Source organism: Ensifer adhaerens, assembly GCF_020035535.1.
Taxonomy (GTDB): Bacteria; Pseudomonadota; Alphaproteobacteria; order Rhizobiales; family Rhizobiaceae; genus Ensifer.
This window is the reverse complement of sequence record NZ_CP083349.1, coordinates 1,556,041-1,578,932: the sequence shown is the minus strand read 5'-3', so window position 1 is coordinate 1,578,932 and position 22,892 is coordinate 1,556,041. Positions and strand designations below refer to the sequence as shown.

Below are 22,892 nucleotides of genomic sequence, written 5' to 3'. Positions count from 1 at the left end.
GTATTTTTGCAACCTGTCGAGACAGTGCAGCGCGATCACAACATGGATTTGTGCGCGCCGAAAGCGAGGACACGGACTGCTACAACCGATGCGATCGCAAGTCGGCCAATCGCGCCAGGATCGACGGGCCCTGCCGCCGCGCACCTCTGGCGCAAACCGGTCACAGCCTGAACTCAAAGACCTGTTGAACACGTGAGAGTGATCGCCAAGTTTGCTGGACTTCGGAACGAAAGCGCGGTTCACATCGTTAACCGCCCCGTAGTGCCACCCTTGCCTCAAAGTGGACGATCACCGTGCTTGCCGCCCTGCTTCTCGCTTCGATAGTCGCATCGCCTAACATGCCTGACGTCAAGCTCAGTGCCGCCACGGTCGATGAACTCCAGACGGACTTCGAAACCGCCGTCCCCTGCCACCAGATTGATGGACGCAACGTGTGGAAGGGTGCCATTGCGTTCTACATCCAGTCGTTCGTCTATGACGGCGACACGCCCGTCGCGACCGATGCGGCGGACGCGGTGCTTCCCGAAGACAACAGCGCAGAGACGGTGAAGGAATTCGAAGACGCCTGCGCCGCCACGCAGCCGGCCTGACCCTCGCCATCAGAACGCTCGCGATTCGCTCGACGCAGTCCAATACGGTCGTTTCCAACCACACAATCATCACCAAAACCCGCTTTGCTCCCGTAAAAGTGACCAACCGGCACGCGCAGTCCCGCCAATTGACTGAATTCACGGAATTTTAGGCACTTGCAGAACACATATGGAACAGATAGTGTCTGTTCTTGATTTGTTTCACGCCTTCTGGAGCGACGTGCCATGCTGACCCGCAAGCAACAGGAATTGCTTCTGTTCATTCACGAACGCATGAAGGAGTCGGGCGTCCCACCGTCATTCGATGAAATGAAGGATGCGCTCGACCTAGCGTCGAAGTCCGGCATCCACCGTCTGATTACCGCGCTCGAAGAACGCGGGTTCATTCGCCGTCTGCCGAACCGGGCCCGCGCGCTCGAGGTCATCAAGCTTCCGGAAGCCTACGCGTCCAGCCAGCAGCAGCCACGTCGCGGCTTCTCGCCGAGCGTGATCGAGGGAAGCCTCGGCAAGCCGGCGGCGGCAGCCCCTGCCGCACCACCGAAGCCGGCGCCGGTGGCCGAAAACACATCAGTTTCCGTGCCGGTCATGGGCCGCATCGCTGCCGGTGTGCCGATCTCGGCGATCCAGAACAACACGCACGACATCACCGTTCCGCTCGACATGATCGGCAACGGCGAACACTACGCCCTCGAAGTCAAGGGCGACTCGATGATCGAAGCCGGCATCTTCGACGGCGACACCGTGATCATCCGAAATGGCAATACCGCCAACCCCGGCGACATCATCGTGGCGCTCGTGGATGACGAGGAAGCGACGCTGAAGCGATTCCGACGCAAGGGCGCATCGATTGCGCTTGAGGCCGCAAACCCTGCCTACGAGACACGGATCTTCGGGCCTGATCGTGTGAAGATCCAGGGCAAGCTCGTTGGGCTGATCCGCCGCTACCACTGATCCCAGATAAAAATCTGGTACTCGGAAGAACCTCGCTGCCGCTTGCGGTAGCGAGGTTCTTCTTGTTCATCCGATAACGCGTCGCCTACTCGTGGATGGTGTATTCGCCGAGTTCGCAAAGGTCCTGCGTATCTTCGGTCGTATCGAGGCCCGAATCCTCTTCGAACTCGAAGCGCATGTCGTACTTGCAGACATCCCGGCCGTCAGCGATGGTGATTTCCATGTTCTCGCCGGGATTCAGAACCTGCCGGCCGAAAACATCGTCTTCCCACTCGTTGACGCCTACCGGCGACGTGTAGAAATTGGTCAGAACTGCACTTGTGTTGTTCTTCAGCTTGAAAACCAGGTCCTCTGCCCGCGCCTCGAATGTGGTCGCAGCAAAGAGGATTAACGCCGTCAGGACAAGTTTCGTCTTCATATAAGCCATTGCCTCCGTTTGATGATGACGGACGCTACCGATGCGGCTGATGTCAGCGGAGTCATCGTTCCCCCTCTACCGATTTCACCGAAGCGATAAGATCCGTACGGGGCTTAGAAGACGTGGCTTGTGCGGGCGTGTGGCATGCCTGAGCGAAAGCACCTACGCGTCGCAACCCGGAGTAAGCTGAGGAAGGTAATCGTTCCGACCTCTTCTTGAAGCATTGCTGCTCGCTGGGCAGGAGCAATCGGCCTTGCCGGACGTTCTGCCTGTGGAAAGCGCCCGAACCGCAAATTCGCTTTGTGCTTTTTCCGAAAATGCCTCTTGCGGATTTTCTGCAATCATTCTAAATCCCCGCCAACGCTCGGTTATCCGAGCCGTGAGGCCTCGTGGCGGAGTGGTGACGCAGAGGACTGCAAATCCTTGTACCCCGGTTCAATTCCGGGCGAGGCCTCCAAATACATTCACCAATATAATCAATATGTTGCAGTCGTCGCGAAGCGGAAAAAACACCGCTTCCGCGTAACGCTATGTTGCTGCGAGAATCCTTTGCTTTCCCTGCACTTCCACGAGGCGACGGCGGATCCACACGACATGAAATGCGACATGTTCAATGCGAACCCCGAGCCAGAAACCCGCTCACCAGCTGTAGGTGCTTGAACCCCGGTTCCCTTCGCGGCGCCGACAAACACGTCGCAGGTCACCATCTCTGCCGAAGGCTGTCATAGTGCCCTCAGGGCCGCCCTGTGAGCGTCCATAAGGGTCACGACGGGATCGGTCACGCTGCCACTCCATCACCTTCCGCAAGAAGCGCTCGCCCTTCACATCGATCTCGGCGAGCACGATTCCGACGACAACCTCCGCGATTTTTTCGAGGCTCAACAGGTACTCCTGATGCTGTCTGTCGTCCCTTAAGAGGCGCCTCCTTGCCGAATTGGGCGTGGCGCGGAAAGGGTTCCGAGACACCAAACCCGTCAAAGATCGCACAAATCCCTCGCCGGCGTATTTCGACATCGTCGCCAGCAAAACATAGTCGCGCTGCGGCTTAAGCGTGGGTTCCTTCCCGTCGCTGCGGCGGCACAGCATGGCGTCCACCTTCTGAATTAAGCAACTTCTAAAGTTACGCTTGAAGCCGCTCGCAACCGTGGCATTCTTACCGGCGATAGAGGGGAGGTATTTGGATGCTGAAGGGTAGAATGTTGCTCGCCGCCGACTACATCGGCAGGTTCGGTATCTGCGCGTATTTTACGATCGCGATGTTGCGGCGCATCGTTCACGCCGCGCAAATCGTAGCGAAAGACGAGTTGCAGTCGGCTGACGTCTTGGCGTTGACTTCAACCGCCGCCACCGTCCTATTCCTCGGAATGGTCTGCGTGGTAGCCATTACCCGCTTGCCGCCGATCAGAGCCGCCACCGGCTTCGAACCCTATTTGACTGCGATGGCAGGAACATTTCTTCTCGGCCTGATCGCATACTTGCCCGAGCCCGCCGATACAAGTTTGGCGCTCCAAATGGCCGGCACGGCTATGATCGTGGTCGGGATGGTTTCGTCAGCCGTCGTTCTTTTCTGGCTCGGTCGCGCCTTCAGCATCATGCCCGAGGCCCGGACCTTGATCACGGGCGGACCCTACTCGATTGTTCGCCACCCGCTCTATCTAACGGAAGAGATCGCCATGATCGGCTTGATCGTCCTCAATCTTTCGGTCTGGTCAGTACTTCTTGGGGGTGTCCAGTGGCTGCTGCAAATTCGCAGAATGATCAACGAGGAACGAGTATTGCAGACTGCGTTCCCCGGTTATCCTGCCTATGCGCTCGACGTCCCGCGCATTCTTCCATTCATGAACGCGGGTAAGCTGCGATCAGCACAGTGAAGCCAAGGTGGGATTTTCTCGTACTGATACCGGACGAACACGACGCCAGAGCCGTTGCCGCCAGAACCGGTTGAGGCGGCGGATCGGCGGGACAGGCGACGATCCAGTCAGGAGGCCATCATCACACCACTACCGCGTGAGCTGAGGCTTCCAAAAAACTCCACATTAGTGAAACGTGCTGCGGCAATGTCTTCCTTCGAAGGCATTGCGGTTCCGCAAATATCGGCCTCAGCACCAGGGCGTCGCGTGTCCCGTCCACGGCCGCACCAGTCCCTCGTTAACGAGGACGCGTCCGATGGATTGATCGCCGCGGGTGACCAGCCGCAACTTTTCACCGGCCTTGGCGTCCTGACGACTGTTCGACGTTTCCAGCCTGAAGTCACCTGCGTTCAGCAGTTCGCGCAGGCGCTGCTTGGCGTAAAAGCCGCGCGAACGCTCTTTGTCGCAGCTTGCCTGGCGAATACGCGGTGCGTCGACGTCCGCCACGCGGATCGTTTCTCCGTGGTAGAGGAAGGTGGCGCCGTCGATCACGCAGTTGTCGTTGCGAATCCCGCAGAAATAAAACTGATCCGTGCGGATCGATGCCGTTTTGACTTCCGCACTCGGCCGCACTGCGGGTGTCGGCGCGTTCGCGCCGACGTCGACGGACGGCACGGGAGCTGCAAGCGCAACTCTTGTCGCGGGATTCGGCTTTTGCTTCTCCGCTTGCTGCGCGGGACGCTCGTCCGCTTTCTGTGCGACACGTACAGGCTTCGGCTTCGAATCATGACGGGACGTAAACGCCACGACATCCGATACCACCGGCCAGTGTTTCAACTCGGCGCGATGATCATAGGCGACTACGCCGCCGACGATAACTGCGGCGGCCAGATACCACGGCGCCATACCGCCTTGTTTGCCCCTGCTCCGGCCGGAGTTCCTGGTTCGACGTTTCGTAGTGGCTTTGGCCATGCATCCTCATCCTGATTCGCGACCGCATTATGCGTTCGATGCGTTGCCGAAAAGTTTTCGGCAGCCCCTCAATAGCCAGATGCAGGCTCGGAAAGAATCAAGTGGCAGGAGAATCGAACGAGACAGGTCGGTGCGGTTCGGCGTGGACGAACACGGCCACCGAGAGACGGACGCGACGAATTTTGGCTCACGACCCCTTCGACGAGTTTGCCCGCCCGCGCCAGCGCGCCCACCAGACCGCCAGACGGCGGCGGCGACGGCGGACGGATGGGAGATCGTGCGAAAGGACGATGAGGCCGAGCGGTATCATCCAGAAGCCGAGCACCGGCAGAAAGCCGAGAAAGCCGCAGAACACTAGGAGCGAACCCAACAGGATACGTAGCAGTGGCGATTCCGGCAGCGTGATGCGCCATTTGCCGAGCACGATCTGTCGTGTCTGCGGATCGATACCGAAATGCATCTGCTTCCTGTTTTTGTTCATCATTCCCTATCCGGCGTCTTTTCCCACAATTGGGGACTTCTCCACAGCCTCGCAACCGAACTTGTCACTTTTTTTGAAAAAACCGCTTGGCAAATCAGAAAAGCATGCGTATTAGCAGCCTCACTTCTGAAGCGCACAGCAAACAGCGGCGCGGATGATCCCTGGTAGCTCAGCGGTAGAGCATTCGACTGTTAATCGACAGGTCGCCGGTTCGAATCCGGCCCGGGGAGCCACTTTCTAAAAGGGTCGTTCTTAACTGAACGGCCCTTTTTCTTTGCGGTTTCAATGCCTTACGGCAGGTCCATAAGGCGCAAGCCCCGCCGCTTCCCTTGCAAAGCTTGCAATTTTGGTTACATTTTGGGTACATTTCGGACTACAGAGCCCCCCGAAAAGCGATCCCCATGCGCTCCGATGACGTTTCCCAATTCGTAAAGAAGCACCCGGCCAGCGGCATCTATCGCTATTATCGGCGCGTTCCGCTCGAGGTCGCTCACCTCGACAAGCGAACTCACATCAAACAATCGCTCAAAACAAAGATCCTGAAAGAGGCGATCGACAGGGCACAGGCGATTCACGATGCGGCAGAAAATTTTTGGCGAGCGCTTCTGGCCGGCAACGACAACGAAACAGCCTTTGCCCGATACGAGGCGGCCGTGAGGCTTGCGCAGTCGCTCGGCTTTACCTATCGGCCAGCTGCCGAGGTTGCAGCACTTCCCCTCGAGGAGCTTGAAAAACGGCTGCTCGTCGTCTCCGAGAATTTCGACCGGTCACAGATGATTGTCGACGCGGCGGCCGGAACCATCGACGAGCCCGCGCCGCGCCTCAGCAGCATCTGGACGCTCTACGAGCAGCACAACGCGGCCGGCCTGACCGGAATGTCCAAAAACCAGCTGAGGAAGCACAAGGTCTCACGCGAGCGCGCGATCACTTATGCGATCGCCGTCATGGAGGATCTCGAGCTAGCTGCGATCGGACGCCCCGATGTTCTGAAGTTTCGGAAATGGTGGACCGACAAGATCATCGACGAGGGACTGAAGGCCGACACGGCCAATCGATCGTTCAGCGACATCATGGGCATGCTCACGCCCATAGACGCGGCCCTGCACACGAATTACCACGCGGTATGGGAGAAGGCCCGCATCAGGGAGACGAACGCCACCAAGGGCCGCAGCCGTCCGCCTTTCCCGAACCAGTGGATCACCGACAAGATCCTGCTGCCTGGCGCGATGGATATGCTCGACGACGATGCCCGCCTGGTCGTCTACACGATGGTGGAGACTGGCGCCCGGCTCGGTGAGATCTGCAATCTCAGACCGCAGGATATCCGCCTCGACGATGAGGTGCCGCACATCGAGGTCGCCGAGCGCAGCGATCGCCGGCAGAAGAGTGATTATTCCATTCGCCGCGTGCCTCTCGTCGGCGTCTCGCTCTGGGCGATGCGCCAGCGTCCGAACGGCTTCGCGAAATACCAGGACAACGCAGACTCCGCATCAGCGCTGATCAACAAGGTTCTCCGAAACAACGGACTGATGCCGACCGATGATCACACGGTCTACTCTCTGCGCCACAGCTTCCAGGACCGCATCGAAAACGCCAATTGCTCCGATCGAATGCAGGCGGACTTGATGGGCCACGAATTCGGACGGCCGCGCTATGGCGATGGCCCGGAGATGAAACGCCGGCAGGCTTTCCTCGAGGGAATCAAATTCGCTTGGCCGGAGGCCGCATGATCCTTAGAAGCGATAGACCTTCACAGCCCGCGAAATCTTCTGCGCGCCCTTGAATGACGGGTGGCGCAATTTTCCATCCGCCGTCCAGCCTCGATATTCGATCTCTGCGGCAGACAGGGGCTCGGTGAAAACGACCCCCTTTCGATCCAGCGCCACCGCCGGCGACGCCGTGGCGATCATCTCGAGCGCCTCTCGCAACTCGCGTGACATCCTGTTGGTGAAGCCGGTTCCGACGCTGCCGGCATAGACAAGGCCCTGCCCTTTCCTTGCCGCCAGAAGCAGCCGGCGGATCTTGCCTGGCGACGACGGCTCAAAGCCGACGATCACGAACAAGTCGCGGCGTGCGCATTTGACCTTGAGCCATTCCGGTCGCCGGCCGGATCTATACGGGCTGTCGCGCCGCTTGCAGACGATCCCCTCGAGCTTCAGTTCGCAGGCGGCCCGAAAGCTATCGGCGCCGCTGGCCTCGATCTCTTCGGAAAGGCGGAGCGCCCCGCCGTGACCAGAGATCAATGGCTCGAGCAACTGCCGCCGCTCGGCTTGCGGAAGCCCGCGGAGATCGCGACCGTCCAGGTAAAGGAGGTCAAAGGCCATGGCGATGAAGTCGGACGATCCGCGCCCCGCCGGCCGGCGTCCCAATGCGCGCTCGAGCATGTGAAAATCAGATCGGCCCTCATCATCCAGGACAACGGCTTCCGCGTCGATGATGGCACTGGCGACGCCGAGCTGCGGCACATCGGCGACGATCGCCGGGAAGCGTGCCGTCCAGTCGTGGCCGTTGCGCGTGAGGATCCGCAGGCGGTCGGGCTCAATATGAAGCGCGATCCGATAGCCATCCCATTTCACCTCATAGGCCCACGCAGGGCCTTCCGGTGGCTTGCTGGCAAGGGTCGCCACGCAGGGCGGAGCCCATGCCGGCATCGGGTCGGCGGGCTGCGGTTCGGGCGTTTTCCTCGAGGGCGTACGGGCCATTTCGGCATTAACGCACAGTTCGTCGAAAACGTCTCATTGACTCTTGCCGCCATGAGAACATATTGAGAACGCCAGCAAGCGAAAGGGCAGATCATGAACGACGAAAAAGGCACCGAACCGAAGACGGATTCAGTGCTCGTCGAACATTGGTGCGAGCATCCGGGACGGCTGCAAGAAATGGGGAGGCTTTGGCTTTGCGATCGGCAAGGCCGCCCCGAACTGGTTTTGCTTCGAACACAAGCACAACACCTGGCCGCCCGGCCGGTAGTAAAATACCCACGGCGCGCGGCGCGCCATTCCTGAAACCAAAGCGGCGAAAATTGAAAGGCAAGGTGCCCGCGATGGCGCGCGCTCTTAATATGGAAATCCCCTACCGGTCAGACCTGAAACTCGTGCGACTGAAATCCGAATGGCAGATCTGTTTCCAGGCGAAAGGCAAGCTCGACGGCCGGCCGATCATCGCCTGGCTGCGCAACAGCGACGGCGAGTTCTTCTGCGAGGTCGGCAAGGAACATCAGATCGAGGATATGCCGGATATCGATCGGCCTAATTTCTTCGGCGACAAGTTCCACCACGCGATCGACGAAACGGACGACGCCGGCAAGCGCACGCGATCACTTGCCGGCGCCGACAATATCCGTGCAGCCCGCGCCGCCTTCGATGCGCTGGTGCCGCAATACAGTAACCGCCGCCTGATCCTGCGCGAAGGTGCGCGGATCGTGCTGGTGGCGAAGAATGGGAAGATCGAACCCTAGCCCCTGAAAAAGAAAAGGCCCTCCGTGGGCGGGAGGGCCAGTTTATGGACATCTATAAGGGTATGGCGGACAACGTCGGCCAGGCCGGAAAGTTCCTTTTACTTCGACATCAGCAACATCAAGAGCCGTCGGATCGCGTCGCCAAAGGTCACCCCCATAGCGGCGCCGCCGATCCCGACGACGCCGAGCGCGCCCATCCCCATCAACTGCCATTTCTTCACCTGTTCGGTGACAGGTTTCATTTCCTTGATTTCAGCCTGCGCCCCGGTGTTCGCCGTTTCGAGTTTGGCGATGCGATCGACCAGGGCGTCGACACGTTCGTGCATCTTGCTGCGGCTGCGGTCGGACTTGTCTTCCGACTTTCTCAGATCCTCGCGAAGGTGCTGCACCTCCGCAAGCAATATTCCCAATTGATGATGGACGGATGCCTCGAGTGTCTCCAATTCGATCCCCTCTGCGCGCTCGCTACCTTCGGACTGCATGCCCCCATACGCCGAAGGGTCGCTACGGCGAACTTCGTGCAAAGCTCTCGGCGGTTGCACGGTAGTGCTCGGCGCACCATTCGATGCGACGGTTTTCCTGATCGCGGACGACTTCCCACCGCGCCTGCGCCCATCGGTATTTTTCGCCCACCTTTGGAACCACGGCGGGCATGGGATCGCTGCAGTAAGCAGGCCAGGCCGGAAGGTGAACGCCGGCCGAGAGTTTCCCCAGCTCGGCGGCGGGCGCATCAACACGCGCGGCTTCATCGTGCGCGCATCCACTCGTCATCACCAGCAGTCCAAGCCCCGCCATCGTCCGCCGTATCTTCCGCAATTTTCGCCTCCAAATCCCGGCGCGCGGTTTCGGCCTGCTCCCGCGCCCGTTCTGCCTGCCGGCGTTCCGCCTCGGCCATTTGCTTGTGAATGAGGAGCTGCACCTCGAGCACCTTGACGCGCGCCTCGGCCGCGGTCAGCTCGACCCGGCCGACCAGGTTCTTTGTCGCGCGCGCTGCTGCGTCGGCCGAGGCCGTCGCCACCCGGCCAGCGACGAATTCCCGCACGACCGGGATCCGCTCGACGAAGGGAATATCGCGAAGGCCCGGAATTCCCTCGTAGTAGCCGAGGAGCAGGAGCACGGCGCAGCCGGTGATGCCGATCTGGCGGGCGATCCAGAGCAGGAATGCACCCATCCTTAGAACCCTTCCCACTTCGAGATGAAGAGGCGGTCCCGGAAGATGTAGATCAGCAAGAGGATGATCACGATCAGCAGCCCGAGCGTGAACATCGAGACGCCGAACGCATCGGCGATCGAGCGGCCGCTGTCGACTGCCTGCGCCACCTCATAGGCTTGACCGCCGACGCCGGCGAGCGACAGGCCCCCGGCCGCAAGCGATGCCCTGCCGATATTGCTCGTTGCCGCCGTCTTGCGCCCCGTCTCTGCGACGTCATCTTCGCCCCAGATCGCCACCGCCTTGCGAAACGCGGCGCGCCGATCGGCGAGGCCGTTGAAGCCGCCATTGATCGCCTTCGTCAGGCCGCGGATATCGTTCTGGTCGGCGAAGCGATTGCAGCCGGCCTGCGACCAGTACCAGATCGCAGCCCTCGCCCCGATCGTCGGATCAAAGAGCGCGTCCGGATCTTTCTCGAGATCGATACCGATCGCCTCGCCGCAGGCTTTATAGTTCGCCCGACCGGTGATCTGCTTGATGGCGCGCCCCCGGAATTTCCAGCCGTCGCCAGGATCGGTGTTGCCCATCCGGCCGCCATAGACTTTGTTCGCCAGAGCCTCCGGATTGTGCGCATAGGGCGCAGCACTCTCGATTGTCGGAAAGCGTTTCGGCCAGACCTGCACCAGGCGCTTCGCCGAGTAGGAAAGATCCTCTTCGACATCGGTAAAGCCCCGGCTCTCGACGAAGCACTGCGCCAGGAAATGACAGATGCGCGCCGGCGTGACCATACCGGCGGCTTCTGCCTGCGGCCAGGCCTGCATCAGGCCAGACAGCATCGTATGCTTCGCGGCCGGCGCGAAGCGCTTCAATTCAGCAAGCTGCATGGAGAACCCCTTTAGGGATGAAAGAAGTGCGACGCGGGCCGGCGCCGAAATATTACGCCAGCGTCAGAACGCCATTCGTTCCGTCGAAGTCGATCGTCAGGGATTCGCCGTTGCCGAGCGTCAGGTCGGCGCCGTAGTCATACCATCCGATCAGCTCGTCGTTGGTGGCAGTGTCGTTGTAAAGCACCACATAGCGGAAGGCTGCGGCGGAACCACCCGAGGCCGTCAATACCAGGTCAGTCAGCGTCAGCTTATAGGTTCCGGACGACTGCGCAGACGCGGACGTCGTGATGTCGCGCGCAGAGAGGTTCGTGTAGCTGATCTGGGTCAGGTTCGACAGCTGGGTGTTGGTGGCTACCGGCGCGTTTGCGGCCGCGCACAGCGCTACCTTCAGCTGGTCAGACCCGAGGTTATGCACCTTCTCGGCCAGCGCCTCGACGAACGAATTGAACTTGTTGAATGATGCCATTGCCTGTCTCCTGTTAGATCGCGCCTAACGCGCAGTTGATTTCTGCCCGCGCCGTCGTAAAGTTGTGCAACGCAGCCGGGAGGAAATTGCTATCGACATGTTTAAGGGGAAGCAGCGCCGATCGACCTTGGAGCACGCCGCCCTCGCCGCCGCATTGCTGGCTGCATTCATGATGCTGGTAGCCGCGCTGTTTGACTGGCCGATCGGTTTTTTGGGCGTCGGTCTTTAGAGCAGCACTTCGATCTTCTTCACCATGTATGCCTGGTTCGAGTTGGTGTAGCTCGTGACGTCCACCGTGGCGGCCTCGCTGACCCCACTCTTGTAGTAGCCGCGCTCTGTCAGGCCTGATCCCGACCGGCCGCCGACGGCCGACGCCGCGCTGAAGTGCACCGAGACGACCAGGTCCTTAGCCGAATCCAGGACGAAGGCGACACCATCTGAGACAACGTCCACACCAGCGGAGGTCGTGACGCCGTTCGCGCCGCTGAAGGTCAGCCGGGTCGGCGTCGTCTCGAAATCGTAGTCGTCATTCGTGGGGTGGCCATGGCCGATGAATGCATTGTCAATCGTGAAGCCGGCCGTGGAGCCCGGCTGGAAAGTCACGCGTATCTGAGTGCCGCCGGACACGAGGTACAGACTCTTGTCCAAGAAGCAGCGGAGCGTGTATCCGCTCCAGCCGGTCGAGTTGCCGGACAGTGAGCTATTCCGCACCGTCTGCCATGTCGCTCCGCCGCCATAGGTCAGCGTCGCCGCATTCCCCGTCAGGGTGAATGTTGCCTTGACGGCAGACATGACCAGCGCGCGCTTGAAGGCGTTGCCGACGCGCGTCAACGTGAATGTGCCGGAAGCAGCAAGCAGGTTGAGTGCCTTGTGGAGCGCGGCCGCATTGCCGGCCAGCGAGAACGAACCCGCACTCGCCGCCATGCGCAGCGCACGAGACAGAGCCGCCGCATTTCCGGTGATCGTGAACGCCCCGGCATCCGCAACAAGGTCAGGATGACCGGTCGACAGCCCGGCATTGTTGCCGGTAACCGTGAAGGCAGCGGAACCCGCCGCCATCTTCAGCGAGCGCAGGAAAGCGGCATTGACCCCAGTCAGCGTAAATGTACCGTTCACGACCGACAGGCGCGCACCCTTGAGCAATACGGCGGCGCTACCCGCGAGGGCAAAGGCATCATTCGCAGCCGGCATAACGAGGCTGCGCTTCAGCGTCGCCGCATTGCCCGCCAAGCTTAACGTGCCTGTTTCCGCCAACAACACAGCCGGAGCACCGGGCCGAGGATAGGCCGAAGTTGGCACGGTAAAGCCGGAATCGGACCCGTAGAGCGCCTCGCCTTTCGTGACGCGGATCTCCTCGAGCCATCCATCGTGGAAGCCGGCATTAGCGCTTCCGTTGCTCGTGTTGCAGCCGATCGACAACTTGCCAATCGAAGGATGCAAGGCATCCGCGTAAGTCGCTTTCGCCAGCATGACGCCGTCGCGATACAGGCGCAGCACGCCGCTTGCATCACGATCGACGGCGATGTGATACCACTGACCGGTGACCGTCGTTGCGGCTGCATCGATCGGCGTGGAATCGCCGTTGAAGCCGCCAGTCGATGCGAGAAACTGCCACTTCCCAGATCCGCCGGCGCCTTTGGCGATCGCCCACGACCGTTCGCCGAAAACGTCATAGACGCCGATCAGGTAAGGGTTCGGTGAAATCGAATTGAAGCGGACGAAGAATTCAACCGTGAATTCGCCATCGCCAAAAAGAAAGTCCGGCGAGTTGTCGACGAGCACCGCATCGCCCGTGCCGTCGAGCAGCAGCGACGAGCCGCCAAACTTCGACTGCGCCGTGTCGAGCTGCGCATTGCCCACGAATGACAGGGTATGTGCGCGCACGCTCTCATCCGGCGCGCTGGTCGCGCCGTCCGAGCCATCGAAGCCGCAGAGCAAGACCTGACCGAAAAACGGCGACACGACCGGCGGCAGCAGCAATAGGGATGCAACAGCGCCATACATTACGGTGTCTCCGGCGCCAGGAGGCCGAATACATCCCATGTGTCGGTATCGACCTTTTTCACCGTCACGACCGCCCCGAGGCGATCGGTCGCCGCGGAATAGCCATCGATCAGGTTCAACGTCACGCCATCCGCCGCAACGAAGGTCAGCGGCCCAGCGTCACTCTGCCGGAAGTGCAGTTCAGCATCGACGAGGAAGGCATGGGTGGAATTGGCGGGAATGGTGATCTCGCAGCCGAAACCGTGAGCGCAGCGAAAATAGTACATCGCTTGCGCAACCGCCGGCGTCAGCGTGTCATCCGTCACGTCGACCGCCTGCGTCGGCCGCTGCACCGGCCGCGGCAGGATGAACGGCCCGAAGGTCGATCCATCCTCGAGGTGAATGGTGATCGTGTTGCCGGCCTGCGTGATGTTGGAAATTTGGTTCGGCTCGGGAGCACTGCCCTCGAGCTCCGCCACGCGCTCGGCGAGTTCATGGGTGTTTCCATCGATCTCTGCGGCGGTCAGATTGGAACCCTTGCCGGAGCCCCAGGCGCCGGACGTGCGATAAGTGAGCGTCATTTAGAGGTCCTTTAAGGCGTGACAGGATCGCGCTTGCAGAGCACGGAAATCGTGATGGCGCCGTTTTCAACCAGGTACTCATTCTCAGTCGATCCGGAGATGGCGACTGGACTATAGGTGGCGCCGCGATAGCTGACGGCGATCCCGGCGAAGCTCAAGGTGGCAGTGCCGATTGTGGCGGCTGCAGCAAAGAACACGTTCGGATCAGGATCGGCCCCGGTGCCCGTATCCGGCGCCGTCTGTGACGGCATATAGTTCGTCGGTGGCGGTCCCGGATCCTGATAACCGCACTCCGGCGCGCCCGTGATCTGATGCGCAAGCATAGCCAACGGCTGCGACGTTGTAGTCAAAAAGTCGCCGATGCCCGGATAGTCCGGATCCTCGAAGGCGTCCGCCGTGAGTGCCGCAATGCGCACGCCGCAGCCACTGCTACTCGCCAGACCGACATAGGTGTAAGTCCACGCGCCCGGCGACACGTTAATGAACGGCCCCGCCGGAACACCCGAGATCGTAACCGGATGCTCGCCGCTATCGACGGTCAACGTCCTGCTATGCGTGCGCCAGTAACCGGCAGCGGAAAGTGCATAAGGCGCGCCCGCATCAATCACGTTGTCGACGACGTAGGAAACCAGGTAGGTATCCGTCAAATTGACACCGGAATAAGGAAAGGGAGTCGGGTAAAAGGCCGGACACGCGATCAGGCCGTCACCTGCGATGGCGGAGCCAATTGGGATCAGGATCTCGATATATTCCGGCACGCTCCGCCAGCCGACCTCAATGATGGTGCGGAACGGATCGAGAATGACGGGATCACTGGCAGAACCCGGCATCAGACAGCTCCATTGCGGAAGTTGAGCCGGATCCGCTCGCCGTTGCGGGTCTGGAAGACGACCGCCTCGATCCGCTGCACGATGACGTATTGCTCGGAATCGTCAGGATTTTCGACACGAACGTCCGACGTCGTGCGGCACATTTCCGTCCAGTCGATGACGGGGATTTCCTTTTCCTGCTCTTCCTCTTCCTCGCCTTCCTGACCGCCCGGAAACTCCGGCCAGTTCACCGTGTTGATGGACGGATAAAAGGGTTGCCCGCTCATCGCCTGGATGAAGTCGGATGCAGCACCCCAGCGCACCAGCGCCTCGGCCTCCTGGTCCTCGGAAGGCTTGCGCGCCAGCAGCCGCGCCAGAAAGCGATCCCCGCGATTGTCCTCCGAGGGAGAACTGAAGCCGTAGCCGCCGCCGAAAAATGTCCCGCTCATCGTCCTGCCCTCACGCCGCCTCGAGGTCGATCGTCTTCGGCAGCGCGAGCGCGCTGACCGTGACGTCGTACACCGTCTCGAATGGCCCCTTGCTGATCGGCTTCAGCTTCAGCTCGACCTCTGTGAAAGCCTGGTCGAGCGCCGCTGCGACGCCTTCAAACGAAGAGCTATAGGCCGCGATTAACGCCCGCTGCTCCGCCTCACCATTGAAGACGGTGAAGGTGTCGATCACCTGCGCCTCCGTAAGGTGATCGAAGTCGAGCCCGTCATCGTTCGGCGGAACGTTGGAAAAGTCAGCCATCGTCACTTCGTCCGAGACGACAGACGACGAGGCGCCGGTGTAAAACTGCCAGCCGGTCTCGGCATAGCCTTCCTCGGCATAGGTCGGCGTGCCGGTCGCCGCAGAGACCGGGTTGCCCTTGCCGATGCTGCAGCCGATGACGAAGCCCGCGACAGGCTTGCCGCTGTCGCCGCTCATGGACAGCGAATAGGAGATGATCTTGCCGACAGCCGCGCCGCCCGGCAGGCGCGGATCCTCGACACGGATTGCCTTACGGCAAGAGAAGGCCACGCCGGCGGCAAGCGACGTCTCGCCCTTGATCTCGACCGAACGCGCCCGCGCCCGCAACCGTGCCCGGCAGACCGCGATAAGATAGGCCGCCGAACGCCGGCCGCGCTCTGTCGTGAAGTAGGCCCGGCGTGAACGGGCGCCGATCGGCAGCACCCCGCCAGGATCGATCGGCTCGCCGACCAGGTCCGACGACAGGGAAAGCATCAGCGGTTCAGCTTCATCAGGATCGCTAATGAAGGCCTGGGCGTCGGCCGTCATCGTGAAGCGCAGCACCTCGCGGCGCGTGCGGCTGACATCGAACTTGGCGGTCAGCGTCGGCAGCATCTTCCAGCAGGGCCAGGAGGCCTTTTGCCCGAACCAGCCATTTCCGCCGACAAAGACCTGCGTTTGAAAGTCCAGGGGCACCGTGAACCCGTCAGCCCGCCTGATCGAGGACTGACCGAACGACCAGCCGCCGCCGATATTGGCGCCGGCCTTCGGCCAGTCTTCCATCAGCCCCTGCCCCGTGAAGGACGAGATCATGTTCGCCGTAGAGGTGCCGGCGGTGCGGAAGGCGACGATCAGCGCAGGAACGAGATCGTACTCGCCGGTTGCGGTCTGATCCCAGCCGACGACGGCCTCGCAGGTGATCTTGGTCGCCGGCGCTACGCCAAAGGAAAGCTCGACGCTATCACGCATGACGTTGCCGCCAAGATCGATAACGCCATCCTCTGCCTCGAGCACATCAGAGATGGTCACGGCATGCGTTACGCGGTCGATGTGCCAGAGCGCTGCTCGGCTTTCGAGCACTGCATCCGGATCTTCCAGCAACTCCGGCGTGATCCATACCGGATCCCAATAGGGCTCGACCTTGAGCGGATCAGCAGCCGCAGCCTTGGCGGCGGCATAGTCGACCGGTCGCGCCGCGAAGGTGAGCCGCACGGCATTGCCGATGATCTCTTCCGGCATGGCGACGAGACGTCCGAAGAACAGCGGCTGTCCGCCGGCAGTATCGCCAAAGTCCGCCGACAGCCACGCCCATTGCTTACGCGTCGGATGCAGCAGGCCCTTGCGCGGGTTGCGGATGTCGACGGTCAGTGCTGCAAACTCGCCTTCGGCCTGGCTCAATTCGAACGCCAGCGCCTGCTCGTCCTCGCGCAAATACGCGCTATCGAAGCTGGTATCGGTCTCGTCGACCCAGGCGAAATAGAACGTCGTCATTCACACTTCCTCGAGCTGCAACGTCCAGGAAACCTGCCGGCCATATTCGTCCTCGCGCAGCTGCCAGTCCGTCACCATCATCGACAGCTGCGGCCGGTAATAGGTCATCGCCCCTTCGACGCGCGGAGATCCGGAAACAACCGGGCGATCCGGCGAGCCGCCGGAGGTCGGATAACAAAGCTCCGCAATACAATCGACGGTCACCGCCTGCCCCGGCCAGATTCCGTTCAGCGCCGGTGAAAGCTGATCTGACCCGCTGATCGTCGACGTGAATTTACGCATCTGGCTTTCTGACAGATCGACAAGTGTGCCGTTGATCGTCCGGCGTAACTGGCCGGCGCCGCTGATTGGCTGGAGGGTTTGCTCGAGGCCGCGCGCCGAATAGGGCGCGACGCCGATACCTGCCATGACAAGCACGGTTTCGTTTGCCATGCCTCACCTCCATCCCGGTTTCTTGCCAGCCTTGCGCAGCCCCTTGCGGCCCTGATGTTTCGCCAGGCGATCGGCGACGTCTTCAGGCGCGAAGGTCTCAAACCGTTCCCCTCCGAAATCGAGGATCAACGGCCGCAGACCATTTGCGGCTGGAACCGCTCCGCCCTCGGCAAGCGCCGGCATCATGCGCGGCATGCGCATGCCATCGGTCAGACGCGAGACGACGCCCGAGAAGTCGACCGCGCCGCCAGCGGCAAACCCCTCGAGCAACTTCTTAGGCAGCCGCATGCCATTCAGCGCATAAAGCAGATCGAGCCCGTACTTCTTTACCGCGGCTGCACGAACGACGAATTCGCCGTTCGAAAGCCAGGAAAGGATGCTGTCGCTGGTACTTGTCCCCGGCCCGGAAACAGCTCCGCCGCCGGCGCGGTGCAAGACGCCGATCGGCCCGCCGTTGGCACGCCGCTCGCCGCTATCGCTGTTTGCAGCCCGAACCCGCGCGGCCGCCGCTTCCGCCCGAGACGCAAGAGCCTCGAGGCTGGCGACGGACGACTGCAGCTGGGCGACCGCCGATTGAACGGCGGAAAGCACCGCGTCGAATTGCGACTGCACCACCGAAACCATGCGCTCGAGCACCTGCGCAATCCCAGTCGCGGCCGTGTCGAACGGCGTGACAAGGCCCTCGCCAAGCCCGGCCGAGGCCTCGGCAATCGTTGCCTGGATCGCCGTGACAGCAACGGTGAGCTTGATTGGCACTTCTTGCAGCGCAACGCCGATCCTGTCGCGCCCGTCCTCGAAGGGCCTTGCAAGCGCATCGGCGATGCCCGCCGCCTGCTGCTGCCCCTCCTCGCCGGGCTGCTGCACAGCACCACCAGCGAGCGCCGCCTGCACCGCCGGCTGGACGCGAGAGACTTCAGCGATCACGCCATCGACCGCGATCTTCGTGTTTTCAGACGCCCCCGCGAAAGCTCCGGCAGCAGCTTCGCCGCTAGCCTTCCAGGCTTCGCCAACCGATGCGATACCCTCTTTCGATCCCTCTACCGCCGAGGACACCGCCGGCCCGACCTGGTCAAGCCCTTCTGTCAGCGTCTCCGCCGGGCTGGCCTGGCTCTTCAATTCATCAGGGACATGAATAATCAGGTCCGAAACGTCATTCTTGACCTTCGCGATCTTTTTCCCTGCCTGATCGGCACTTTCACCAACATCGTCGAGGTTCTTTTTGCTCGTATCGACCGCCTTTGCGACGCCATCAACAAGGGAAAAGGTCTGCTTCACGACCTTATCTCCGTCACTCGAATGGACGGTGATGGTCTTGCCGAGAGCCTCGACCTTTTGAGTTGTCTGCGCAGCCGCCTCGCCGGCCCCCGAGACTGCCGCGGCAGCAGCCCGCTGTTCTTCGGAGAAATTCCGCGCCTGAAAGCTAGCGTCGGACATTTCACCCTTGAGAAGAGCGACCTTGTCGGCGTCCTCTTTGACGGCTCCGCTCAGCTTTGCGGATTCGTCGGTGATGCGGAGCATGTTGGAAGCAAGCCAATCAAGGCGCGGGTCTGTGGCGGCCAGCCGGGCGACACCTGCCTGAAACTCCTCGACGGAAATCTTGCTGTCGGAAAACCGCTTGGCGAGAGCGAGCAGAGGCTGCGCAAAGGCTTCGTCGGTTTCCCATTGCGTCAGTTCAGTTCGTGCCGCCGAAAGAGATTCTGCAAGCTGCTTGCTCGTCTCCTCCAATGCCGCACGCGTCTCGAGCAGCAGCCGATCGCGCACATCCTGCGCCATCTTCGCGACCTGGAAGCCCGCCTTTCGATAGGCCTCTTCGACGCGTCCAACGACGCCCTCATGCGTCTCCATCGCCTTGGTCGCGGCGTCAGTACTGCTGGCCCAAAGCGCGATGCCGGTACCGATGACGGCGACTGCTGCAAGCCATCCGCTCGCAAGCATCACACCCTGCATCGAAATCAGGCCTACCCTGACAGCGCGGATCAGATCCAGGATACGCGCAAAGCCGATGGATGCGAATCCGACCTGCGCCACCAGCGAACCAAGTCCAAAGATGACCGGGCCGATCGCAGCGGCAACGCCGGCCAGCACGGTCCCGAATTTAAAGGTTGCAGGATTGGTTTTAGAGAACCGGTCGACGAGGCCATCCAGCCCCTTTACCAGATCGGTCGCCCATTTCAGAAGTCCCGCATCCGCGACGCGGTTTGCCAGCGTTTCGAGAGATCCACCGAGCTGCTCGAGCGCGCCATTGAACCCCTGCATGCGCGAGGTCGCCTGCGCCTCGGCGTCCCCCTTGGCGATTTCTTCACGCACGAGCCGGAGGCCATCAGCGCCCTTCCGCATCAAACCGACAGCGGTGCGCAGAGCATCAACACCGAAGATATCCGTCAGCGTCTTGCTCAGATCCTCATCTGAGAGGCCCGCTAGCTTCGTCCGCAGTTCCTCGGCAACCTCCGCCATCGATCGCATGTTGCCCTGCGCGTCGAAAAACTGGAGATTATATTCCTTCATCGCCGCCGCCGCGTCTTTCGACTGCGGCACCAGGCGCGTCATGAAGGTTTTGAAACTCGTGCCCGCATCGGAGCCTGACGAGAACAGGTTCGATGTGGCTGCCAGAACGGTATTGAAATCCTCGAAGCTGACACCGAGCGCACCGAGAACACCGCCGGCCTGACCCAACGCAAGCTTGTAATCGTCGAAGCCGAACTTTGACGCAGTAAGTGTGCCGACGATCTGGTCGACGGACGTGTTGAACTGTTCCGCTCCCAGCCGGAAGCTCTGCATGGTGTCACTGGCAACGTCCGCGGCGCCGGCCAGCTCCGAGCCGGTTGCGGCGGCGAGCTTCGTCACGCCCTGGATCGCTCCGCCCGTCACCTGCTCGAGCGCAAGCCCATTTTTCAGAAGGGATTCCATCCCCTCTTCCACCTGCCTGCCGGAAAACACAGTATCGGCGCCGAGTTGCAGCGCCAGCTCGCGTACCTTCTCCATCTCAGCGCCGGTCGCGCTCGAAACGGCCTGGATGCGGTTTAGTCCGGACTCGAAATCGCCTGCGACTTTCAGGATGCCAGCACCAAGACCGGCAATCGGCAGGCTGACTTTCGCAGTAAAGCTGCTGCCAACGTCGCGCATCTGCTGGCCGAGGTCGCGGAATTTTCTGCCGAAGGCATCGAGCTTTTGAGACGCCTGCTCCAGCGACTGAAGGAAGGCAGACGACGGACCTTTGACCTGGTTTGCCGCCTCCTGAAGCAACTTGAACGCCGCTGCGCCCTTGTCGCCAAGCTGCTCCAGTTCCCGCTGAAGCTCCTTGCCCCCGTCCAGTGCGATGCGCTGCTTGATTGTTTTGCGGGCCATAATGCCTTCCCGTGCGGACACGATTCGACGTTCGTCGATCGCTGGTGCATGATTTGTGCGCGGAGGTTGCGTGAATGGATGGACCCCTCCGTCGTCGAATGAGAGGGGCCAATGAAGATACTTGCTGTAATCCTAGCAGCGCAGGCAGCCTACTCGGAGCTTCAGGATGGCGTGATGGACGGTATCGCTACCGCGGCCGCCAACGCGATCCTTTGCAAGCACAGCACGCTCAACACGAAGCTAGCTGCGGAGATGATGGTCGTTTCCGGCCTCGGAGACGAAGAAGCCAAGCGTGAGTTTCATCGCAGGGTCGATAAGATCGTATCGACGGCTATGCCCCTATCTACCTTCGCGTGTTCTAAGGGGATTGAAGCCTTCGGCCCAAATGGAACGATGGCGAAGAACCTGCTCATCCCGAAATAGGCCTCGGTCAATCCGGGAACTTCTTGGCGACATTGCCGGTAAAGACCGCCTCGATCCGGCCCGCCTCACGCTCGATGACCTCACTCAAACCGAACCGTTTTCGGATCGTGACGCTGTCGACGCCAACGAAGAGCGGAACAGAACGGATGACACCGCTCCCGGAAGCGCCCTTGCGAAGCTTTGGCAACGTTACTTTGCCTAGTTCACCCGATGCAGCTTGACGGCCACTGACCGCCATTTTCGCCGCTAGCAGCGGCTTCTTTCCTGGCCGCCTTAACAGGGTGAGCGGACCGACCTCTTTTGAATACCGCTCTGGCGTCATCTTATAGCGCCCAAGTTTCTTAGGCGTCGAAGACAGCGGAAGCCACAATGTCGGCTTGCCTCTGATCGTGGCACCGGTTTCAAAAACGTCCGCGTAAGGGATTTTGTGAAAGACCAGCGTCGCCGCGTTCAACGACACCTTGCGCTTGGGGTAGACGTCGGCGCGCAGCGCATTTTGCCAGCGCGCCGAGAATCCAGCAGCCGCGATTTCTGCGCGACCTGCGTTCTTGATGGCGTTGGCGATCTCGATGATCGTCTCCTGCCCCGCCTCGGCCAATGGGCGATACTTCTCCCGCAGAGCCACATCGAAGCCTTCGGTGATCGCCTTGACCGTGATCGTGATCCCGCGCGTCATTCCTTCTGCAAAGCCTTCAGTTGCTGCTTCACATCCTGCGGCTTTCCGCGCGATGCATTGAAGCCGGTTGCCAGGGCATCGGCCCGCTCACGGCGGCGACGGATGGATGCGAAATGAAGGAACCCAGCAATCTGCCGCGGCGTGTATTGCCAGACCGCCGCTGGCGCATGCCCCATCGCGATTAGGGCTTCGACCCCTTCGGCGATTTCGTACCCGGCGCCGTATTTGATGGAACGCCGTCGAGGTCGAACATTCCCATCAGCCTTTGAACGAAAGGGAGCGGGCCACCCGGCATCGTCGTCTTCATAATCGCGTCGAGCAGGTCCGCCTGCGCAACGGCCGGCAGGCTTGCTGCCTTCTTTTCGTGCGCCTCGCTTCCGAGGCCACCACAGCCCGCCGCGATAATCGCCGCAACAGCGCCCGCGCCAATATTTGACCAGCGATCGGCGTCAACTTTCCGTCCGGTAATAGCCATACGGATTTCCGGGAAACGGTTGAACAAATAGGCGATGCCCTCGGCCGAAATCCCAATCACCTCGACGGCAGTGCCATTGATGGTGACGGTCTCGGCGACCGGAGCGATATCAAGCAATCCCGCCATGCGGGTCTCCTGTTGGTTTGGATGAAAGGACAAGCGGCGGCGATGGCCGCCGCTTTTTTAGATTGAGAGGCCTACTCTTCGTCGATGACCTCGAGCGTGCCAAAGCTGCCGTTCACGGTCAGCACTTCGCCGGTGATCTCAATCTGCCCCCACTCATCGGAGATGAGGTTCAGGGATCCGGACGGGCCGAACGACACGGAGGGCAAAGTCATGTTGATCTTGTTGCCGATATCGTTCGTGCCTTCGAACTTAATCGCCCCCTTGACCTCCGACTCACTGAAAATGTCGAGTTCCAGGTTGCCGGCGGAGTTTGTCGTCGCCTCGGACATCAGCAACAGACCGAGGTTCTGAGCATTCAGCTCCGAGAGGACCGCACGCAGCGTCAGCGTTTTTTCCAAGACGACAGACTTGGTTTTGGTGCGGACACCGGAACGGGAACTACGATAATCGAGCTTTTCGATAGCGGGCGTGATCTCCACTTCGGGCGCTTCGCCCAGATCCCGGAGCGTGCCGCCCGACGGCGTGAACTTGAGAATGCCCTTGAGAATGCCAAGGTTGTCAATGCTGGGAGAAGCAACCATTTCGGTCTCCTTTGTGGAT

General features: G+C 61.0%; 27 protein-coding genes and 2 tRNA genes. 10 read left to right on the top strand and 19 right to left on the bottom strand.

All coding sequences use genetic code 11. The annotated features are described in order from the left end of the window. Window positions 1-338 precede the first annotated feature (338 nt). Both LAC81_RS07840 and lexA read left to right on the top strand, forming a co-directional pair. Window positions 339-590: a hypothetical protein gene (locus LAC81_RS07840; protein ID WP_223727364.1), complete on the top strand. Its 252-nt coding sequence runs from the start codon at window positions 339-341 to the stop codon at window positions 588-590. A 225-nt stretch (window positions 591-815) separates the two neighbouring features. Further along, complete coding sequence (gene lexA / locus LAC81_RS07835) at window positions 816-1,541, top strand: transcriptional repressor LexA (protein ID WP_223727363.1); 726 nt, start codon at window positions 816-818, stop codon at window positions 1,539-1,541. A gap of 85 nt (window positions 1,542-1,626) precedes the next feature. Here lexA and LAC81_RS07830 read toward each other — a convergent pair whose 3' ends face one another. Next, entirely contained in the window at window positions 1,627-1,959 is a 333-nt protein-coding gene (locus tag LAC81_RS07830) for a hypothetical protein (protein WP_223727362.1), read from the bottom strand. Window positions 1,960-2,342: 383 nt separating this feature from the next. Here LAC81_RS07830 and LAC81_RS07825 point away from each other — a divergent pair. Further along, window positions 2,343-2,416: transfer RNA gene (locus LAC81_RS07825), tRNA-Cys, on the top strand. Window positions 2,417-2,598: 182 nt separating this feature from the next. Here LAC81_RS07825 and LAC81_RS07820 read toward each other — a convergent pair. Further along, complete coding sequence (locus tag LAC81_RS07820; RefSeq protein WP_223727361.1) at window positions 2,599-3,045, bottom strand: hypothetical protein; 447 nt, start codon at window positions 3,043-3,045, stop codon at window positions 2,599-2,601. A 95-nt stretch (window positions 3,046-3,140) separates the two neighbouring features. On the opposite strand from LAC81_RS07820, the gene LAC81_RS07815 reads away from it, so the two are divergent. Further along, window positions 3,141-3,830 (top strand): methyltransferase family protein, encoded by a 690-nt coding sequence (locus LAC81_RS07815; RefSeq protein WP_223727360.1) that lies wholly within the window; start codon window positions 3,141-3,143, stop codon window positions 3,828-3,830. 228 nt (window positions 3,831-4,058) lie between these two features. On the opposite strand, the gene LAC81_RS07810 is transcribed toward LAC81_RS07815, so the two are convergent. Together LAC81_RS07810 and LAC81_RS07805 are read right to left on the bottom strand one after the other, a co-directional pair. Continuing rightward, window positions 4,059-4,781: a thermonuclease family protein gene (locus tag LAC81_RS07810; RefSeq protein ID WP_223727359.1), complete on the bottom strand. Its 723-nt coding sequence runs from the start codon at window positions 4,779-4,781 to the stop codon at window positions 4,059-4,061. Between the two features lie 187 nt (window positions 4,782-4,968). After that, window positions 4,969-5,262: a hypothetical protein gene (locus LAC81_RS07805; protein WP_223727358.1), complete on the bottom strand. Its 294-nt coding sequence runs from the start codon at window positions 5,260-5,262 to the stop codon at window positions 4,969-4,971. Window positions 5,263-5,420: 158 nt separating this feature from the next. On the opposite strand from LAC81_RS07805, the gene LAC81_RS07800 reads away from it, so the two are divergent. Then, window positions 5,421-5,495 (top strand) — tRNA-Asn (locus LAC81_RS07800). Window positions 5,496-5,663: 168 nt separating this feature from the next. Further along, complete coding sequence (locus tag LAC81_RS07795) at window positions 5,664-6,992, top strand: DUF6538 domain-containing protein (protein ID WP_223727357.1); 1,329 nt, start codon at window positions 5,664-5,666, stop codon at window positions 6,990-6,992. A 3-nt stretch (window positions 6,993-6,995) separates the two neighbouring features. Here the strand turns inward: LAC81_RS07795 and ligD are convergent, their stop codons facing one another. Beyond that, window positions 6,996-7,964 (bottom strand): non-homologous end-joining DNA ligase, encoded by a 969-nt coding sequence (ligD, locus tag LAC81_RS07790; protein ID WP_223727356.1) that lies wholly within the window; start codon window positions 7,962-7,964, stop codon window positions 6,996-6,998. A 93-nt stretch (window positions 7,965-8,057) separates the two neighbouring features. On the opposite strand from ligD, the gene LAC81_RS07785 reads away from it, so the two are divergent. After that, window positions 8,058-8,267, top strand: a complete 210-nt coding sequence (locus LAC81_RS07785) for a hypothetical protein (RefSeq protein WP_223727883.1) — start codon at window positions 8,058-8,060, stop codon at window positions 8,265-8,267. A gap of 38 nt (window positions 8,268-8,305) precedes the next feature. Further along, entirely contained in the window at window positions 8,306-8,719 is a 414-nt protein-coding gene (locus tag LAC81_RS07780; RefSeq protein WP_223727355.1) for a hypothetical protein, read from the top strand. Between the two features lie 98 nt (window positions 8,720-8,817). Here the strand turns inward: LAC81_RS07780 and LAC81_RS07775 are convergent, their stop codons facing one another. The 4 genes from LAC81_RS07775 to LAC81_RS07760 all read right to left on the bottom strand — a co-directional run bounded on the left by LAC81_RS07775 (window position 8,818) and on the right by LAC81_RS07760 (window position 11,222). After that, on the bottom strand, window positions 8,818-9,201 hold the full coding sequence (locus LAC81_RS07775) for a DUF1515 family protein (RefSeq protein WP_223727784.1): 384 nt from the start codon (window positions 9,199-9,201) through the stop codon (window positions 8,818-8,820). A 263-nt stretch (window positions 9,202-9,464) separates the two neighbouring features. Continuing rightward, the gene (locus tag LAC81_RS07770) at window positions 9,465-9,890 is read right to left on the bottom strand and encodes a hypothetical protein (protein WP_223727354.1); all 426 of its coding nucleotides are present in this window, start codon (window positions 9,888-9,890) and stop codon (window positions 9,465-9,467) included. Window positions 9,891-9,892: 2 nt separating this feature from the next. After that, window positions 9,893-10,753 (bottom strand): glycoside hydrolase family 19 protein, encoded by an 861-nt coding sequence (locus LAC81_RS07765; protein ID WP_223727353.1) that lies wholly within the window; start codon window positions 10,751-10,753, stop codon window positions 9,893-9,895. A gap of 52 nt (window positions 10,754-10,805) precedes the next feature. Continuing rightward, complete coding sequence (locus LAC81_RS07760; RefSeq protein WP_223727352.1) at window positions 10,806-11,222, bottom strand: hypothetical protein; 417 nt, start codon at window positions 11,220-11,222, stop codon at window positions 10,806-10,808. 97 nt (window positions 11,223-11,319) lie between these two features. Here LAC81_RS07760 and LAC81_RS38300 point away from each other — a divergent pair, with 97 nt between their 5' ends. Then, a complete protein-coding gene (locus LAC81_RS38300) occupies window positions 11,320-11,451 on the top strand; it encodes a hypothetical protein (RefSeq protein WP_268906797.1) in 132 nt (43 codons plus the stop codon). Here LAC81_RS38300 and LAC81_RS07755 read toward each other — a convergent pair. From LAC81_RS07755 to LAC81_RS07725, 7 genes are read right to left on the bottom strand one after another with little or no spacing between them, the layout of a single operon-like run. Beyond that, window positions 11,448-13,226: a LamG domain-containing protein gene (locus LAC81_RS07755; RefSeq protein ID WP_223727351.1), complete on the bottom strand. Its 1,779-nt coding sequence runs from the start codon at window positions 13,224-13,226 to the stop codon at window positions 11,448-11,450. The genes LAC81_RS38300 and LAC81_RS07755 overlap by 4 nt on opposite strands. Continuing rightward, complete coding sequence (locus LAC81_RS07750) at window positions 13,226-13,786, bottom strand: hypothetical protein (RefSeq protein ID WP_223727350.1); 561 nt, start codon at window positions 13,784-13,786, stop codon at window positions 13,226-13,228. Before LAC81_RS07750 ends, LAC81_RS07755 begins: the two co-directional genes overlap by 1 nt. 11 nt (window positions 13,787-13,797) lie before the next feature. Next, window positions 13,798-14,616 (bottom strand): hypothetical protein, encoded by an 819-nt coding sequence (locus LAC81_RS07745; protein WP_223727349.1) that lies wholly within the window; start codon window positions 14,614-14,616, stop codon window positions 13,798-13,800. Continuing rightward, a complete protein-coding gene (locus LAC81_RS07740; RefSeq protein WP_223727348.1) occupies window positions 14,616-15,044 on the bottom strand; it encodes a hypothetical protein in 429 nt (142 codons plus the stop codon). Before LAC81_RS07740 ends, LAC81_RS07745 begins: the two co-directional genes overlap by 1 nt. Before the next feature lie 10 nt (window positions 15,045-15,054). Beyond that, the gene (locus LAC81_RS07735; protein ID WP_223727347.1) at window positions 15,055-16,815 is read right to left on the bottom strand and encodes a hypothetical protein; all 1,761 of its coding nucleotides are present in this window, start codon (window positions 16,813-16,815) and stop codon (window positions 15,055-15,057) included. Then, a complete protein-coding gene (locus LAC81_RS07730; RefSeq protein WP_223727346.1) occupies window positions 16,816-17,247 on the bottom strand; it encodes a hypothetical protein in 432 nt (143 codons plus the stop codon). 3 nt (window positions 17,248-17,250) lie between these two features. Beyond that, entirely contained in the window at window positions 17,251-20,592 is a 3,342-nt protein-coding gene (locus LAC81_RS07725; RefSeq protein WP_223727345.1) for a phage tail tape measure protein, read from the bottom strand. A 111-nt stretch (window positions 20,593-20,703) separates the two neighbouring features. Here LAC81_RS07725 and LAC81_RS07720 point away from each other — a divergent pair, with 111 nt between their 5' ends. Further along, the gene (locus tag LAC81_RS07720) at window positions 20,704-21,015 is read left to right on the top strand and encodes a hypothetical protein (protein ID WP_223727344.1); all 312 of its coding nucleotides are present in this window, start codon (window positions 20,704-20,706) and stop codon (window positions 21,013-21,015) included. Between the two features lie 7 nt (window positions 21,016-21,022). Here the strand turns inward: LAC81_RS07720 and LAC81_RS07715 are convergent, their stop codons facing one another. The 3 genes from LAC81_RS07715 to LAC81_RS07705 all read right to left on the bottom strand — a co-directional run bounded on the left by LAC81_RS07715 (window position 21,023) and on the right by LAC81_RS07705 (window position 22,873). Next, entirely contained in the window at window positions 21,023-21,691 is a 669-nt protein-coding gene (locus tag LAC81_RS07715) for a DUF6441 family protein (RefSeq protein ID WP_223727343.1), read from the bottom strand. A 181-nt stretch (window positions 21,692-21,872) separates the two neighbouring features. Next, window positions 21,873-22,292 (bottom strand): hypothetical protein, encoded by a 420-nt coding sequence (locus LAC81_RS07710; RefSeq protein WP_223727342.1) that lies wholly within the window; start codon window positions 22,290-22,292, stop codon window positions 21,873-21,875. A gap of 71 nt (window positions 22,293-22,363) precedes the next feature. Then, entirely contained in the window at window positions 22,364-22,873 is a 510-nt protein-coding gene (locus LAC81_RS07705) for a hypothetical protein (protein WP_223727341.1), read from the bottom strand. Window positions 22,874-22,892: the final 19 nt, after the last annotated feature.

What these genes read in the sequence shown, in the direction of transcription:
- LAC81_RS07755 (WP_223727351.1), bottom strand. Translation starts at nt 13,226, where the DNA reads ATGTATGGCGCTGTTGCATCCCTATTGCTGCTGCCGCCGGTCGTGTCG.
- LAC81_RS07805 (WP_223727358.1), bottom strand. Translation starts at nt 5,262, where the DNA reads ATGAACAAAAACAGGAAGCAGATGCATTTCGGTATCGATCCGCAGACA.
- LAC81_RS07720 (WP_223727344.1), top strand. Translation starts at nt 20,704, where the DNA reads ATGAAGATACTTGCTGTAATCCTAGCAGCGCAGGCAGCCTACTCGGAG.
- LAC81_RS07735 (WP_223727347.1), bottom strand. Translation starts at nt 16,815, where the DNA reads ATGACGACGTTCTATTTCGCCTGGGTCGACGAGACCGATACCAGCTTC.
- LAC81_RS07770 (WP_223727354.1), bottom strand. Translation starts at nt 9,890, where the DNA reads ATGGGTGCATTCCTGCTCTGGATCGCCCGCCAGATCGGCATCACCGGC.
- LAC81_RS07705 (WP_223727341.1), bottom strand. Translation starts at nt 22,873, where the DNA reads ATGGTTGCTTCTCCCAGCATTGACAACCTTGGCATTCTCAAGGGCATT.
- LAC81_RS07765 (WP_223727353.1), bottom strand. Translation starts at nt 10,753, where the DNA reads ATGCAGCTTGCTGAATTGAAGCGCTTCGCGCCGGCCGCGAAGCATACG.
- LAC81_RS07710 (WP_223727342.1), bottom strand. Translation starts at nt 22,292, where the DNA reads ATGGCGGGATTGCTTGATATCGCTCCGGTCGCCGAGACCGTCACCATC.
- lexA (WP_223727363.1), top strand. Translation starts at nt 816, where the DNA reads ATGCTGACCCGCAAGCAACAGGAATTGCTTCTGTTCATTCACGAACGC.
- LAC81_RS07820 (WP_223727361.1), bottom strand. Translation starts at nt 3,045, where the DNA reads ATGCTGTGCCGCCGCAGCGACGGGAAGGAACCCACGCTTAAGCCGCAG.
- LAC81_RS07795 (WP_223727357.1), top strand. Translation starts at nt 5,664, where the DNA reads ATGCGCTCCGATGACGTTTCCCAATTCGTAAAGAAGCACCCGGCCAGC.
- ligD (WP_223727356.1), bottom strand. Translation starts at nt 7,964, where the DNA reads ATGGCCCGTACGCCCTCGAGGAAAACGCCCGAACCGCAGCCCGCCGAC.
- LAC81_RS07745 (WP_223727349.1), bottom strand. Translation starts at nt 14,616, where the DNA reads ATGCCGGGTTCTGCCAGTGATCCCGTCATTCTCGATCCGTTCCGCACC.
- LAC81_RS07780 (WP_223727355.1), top strand. Translation starts at nt 8,306, where the DNA reads ATGGCGCGCGCTCTTAATATGGAAATCCCCTACCGGTCAGACCTGAAA.
- LAC81_RS07730 (WP_223727346.1), bottom strand. Translation starts at nt 17,247, where the DNA reads ATGGCAAACGAAACCGTGCTTGTCATGGCAGGTATCGGCGTCGCGCCC.
- LAC81_RS07810 (WP_223727359.1), bottom strand. Translation starts at nt 4,781, where the DNA reads ATGGCCAAAGCCACTACGAAACGTCGAACCAGGAACTCCGGCCGGAGC.
- LAC81_RS38300 (WP_268906797.1), top strand. Translation starts at nt 11,320, where the DNA reads ATGTTTAAGGGGAAGCAGCGCCGATCGACCTTGGAGCACGCCGCCCTC.
- LAC81_RS07725 (WP_223727345.1), bottom strand. Translation starts at nt 20,592, where the DNA reads ATGGCCCGCAAAACAATCAAGCAGCGCATCGCACTGGACGGGGGCAAG.
- LAC81_RS07775 (WP_223727784.1), bottom strand. Translation starts at nt 9,201, where the DNA reads ATGCAGTCCGAAGGTAGCGAGCGCGCAGAGGGGATCGAATTGGAGACA.
- LAC81_RS07750 (WP_223727350.1), bottom strand. Translation starts at nt 13,786, where the DNA reads ATGACGCTCACTTATCGCACGTCCGGCGCCTGGGGCTCCGGCAAGGGT.
- LAC81_RS07715 (WP_223727343.1), bottom strand. Translation starts at nt 21,691, where the DNA reads ATGACGCGCGGGATCACGATCACGGTCAAGGCGATCACCGAAGGCTTC.
- LAC81_RS07840 (WP_223727364.1), top strand. Translation starts at nt 339, where the DNA reads ATGCCTGACGTCAAGCTCAGTGCCGCCACGGTCGATGAACTCCAGACG.
- LAC81_RS07830 (WP_223727362.1), bottom strand. Translation starts at nt 1,959, where the DNA reads ATGAAGACGAAACTTGTCCTGACGGCGTTAATCCTCTTTGCTGCGACC.
- LAC81_RS07785 (WP_223727883.1), top strand. Translation starts at nt 8,058, where the DNA reads ATGAACGACGAAAAAGGCACCGAACCGAAGACGGATTCAGTGCTCGTC.
- LAC81_RS07740 (WP_223727348.1), bottom strand. Translation starts at nt 15,044, where the DNA reads ATGAGCGGGACATTTTTCGGCGGCGGCTACGGCTTCAGTTCTCCCTCG.
- LAC81_RS07760 (WP_223727352.1), bottom strand. Translation starts at nt 11,222, where the DNA reads ATGGCATCATTCAACAAGTTCAATTCGTTCGTCGAGGCGCTGGCCGAG.
- LAC81_RS07815 (WP_223727360.1), top strand. Translation starts at nt 3,141, where the DNA reads ATGCTGAAGGGTAGAATGTTGCTCGCCGCCGACTACATCGGCAGGTTC.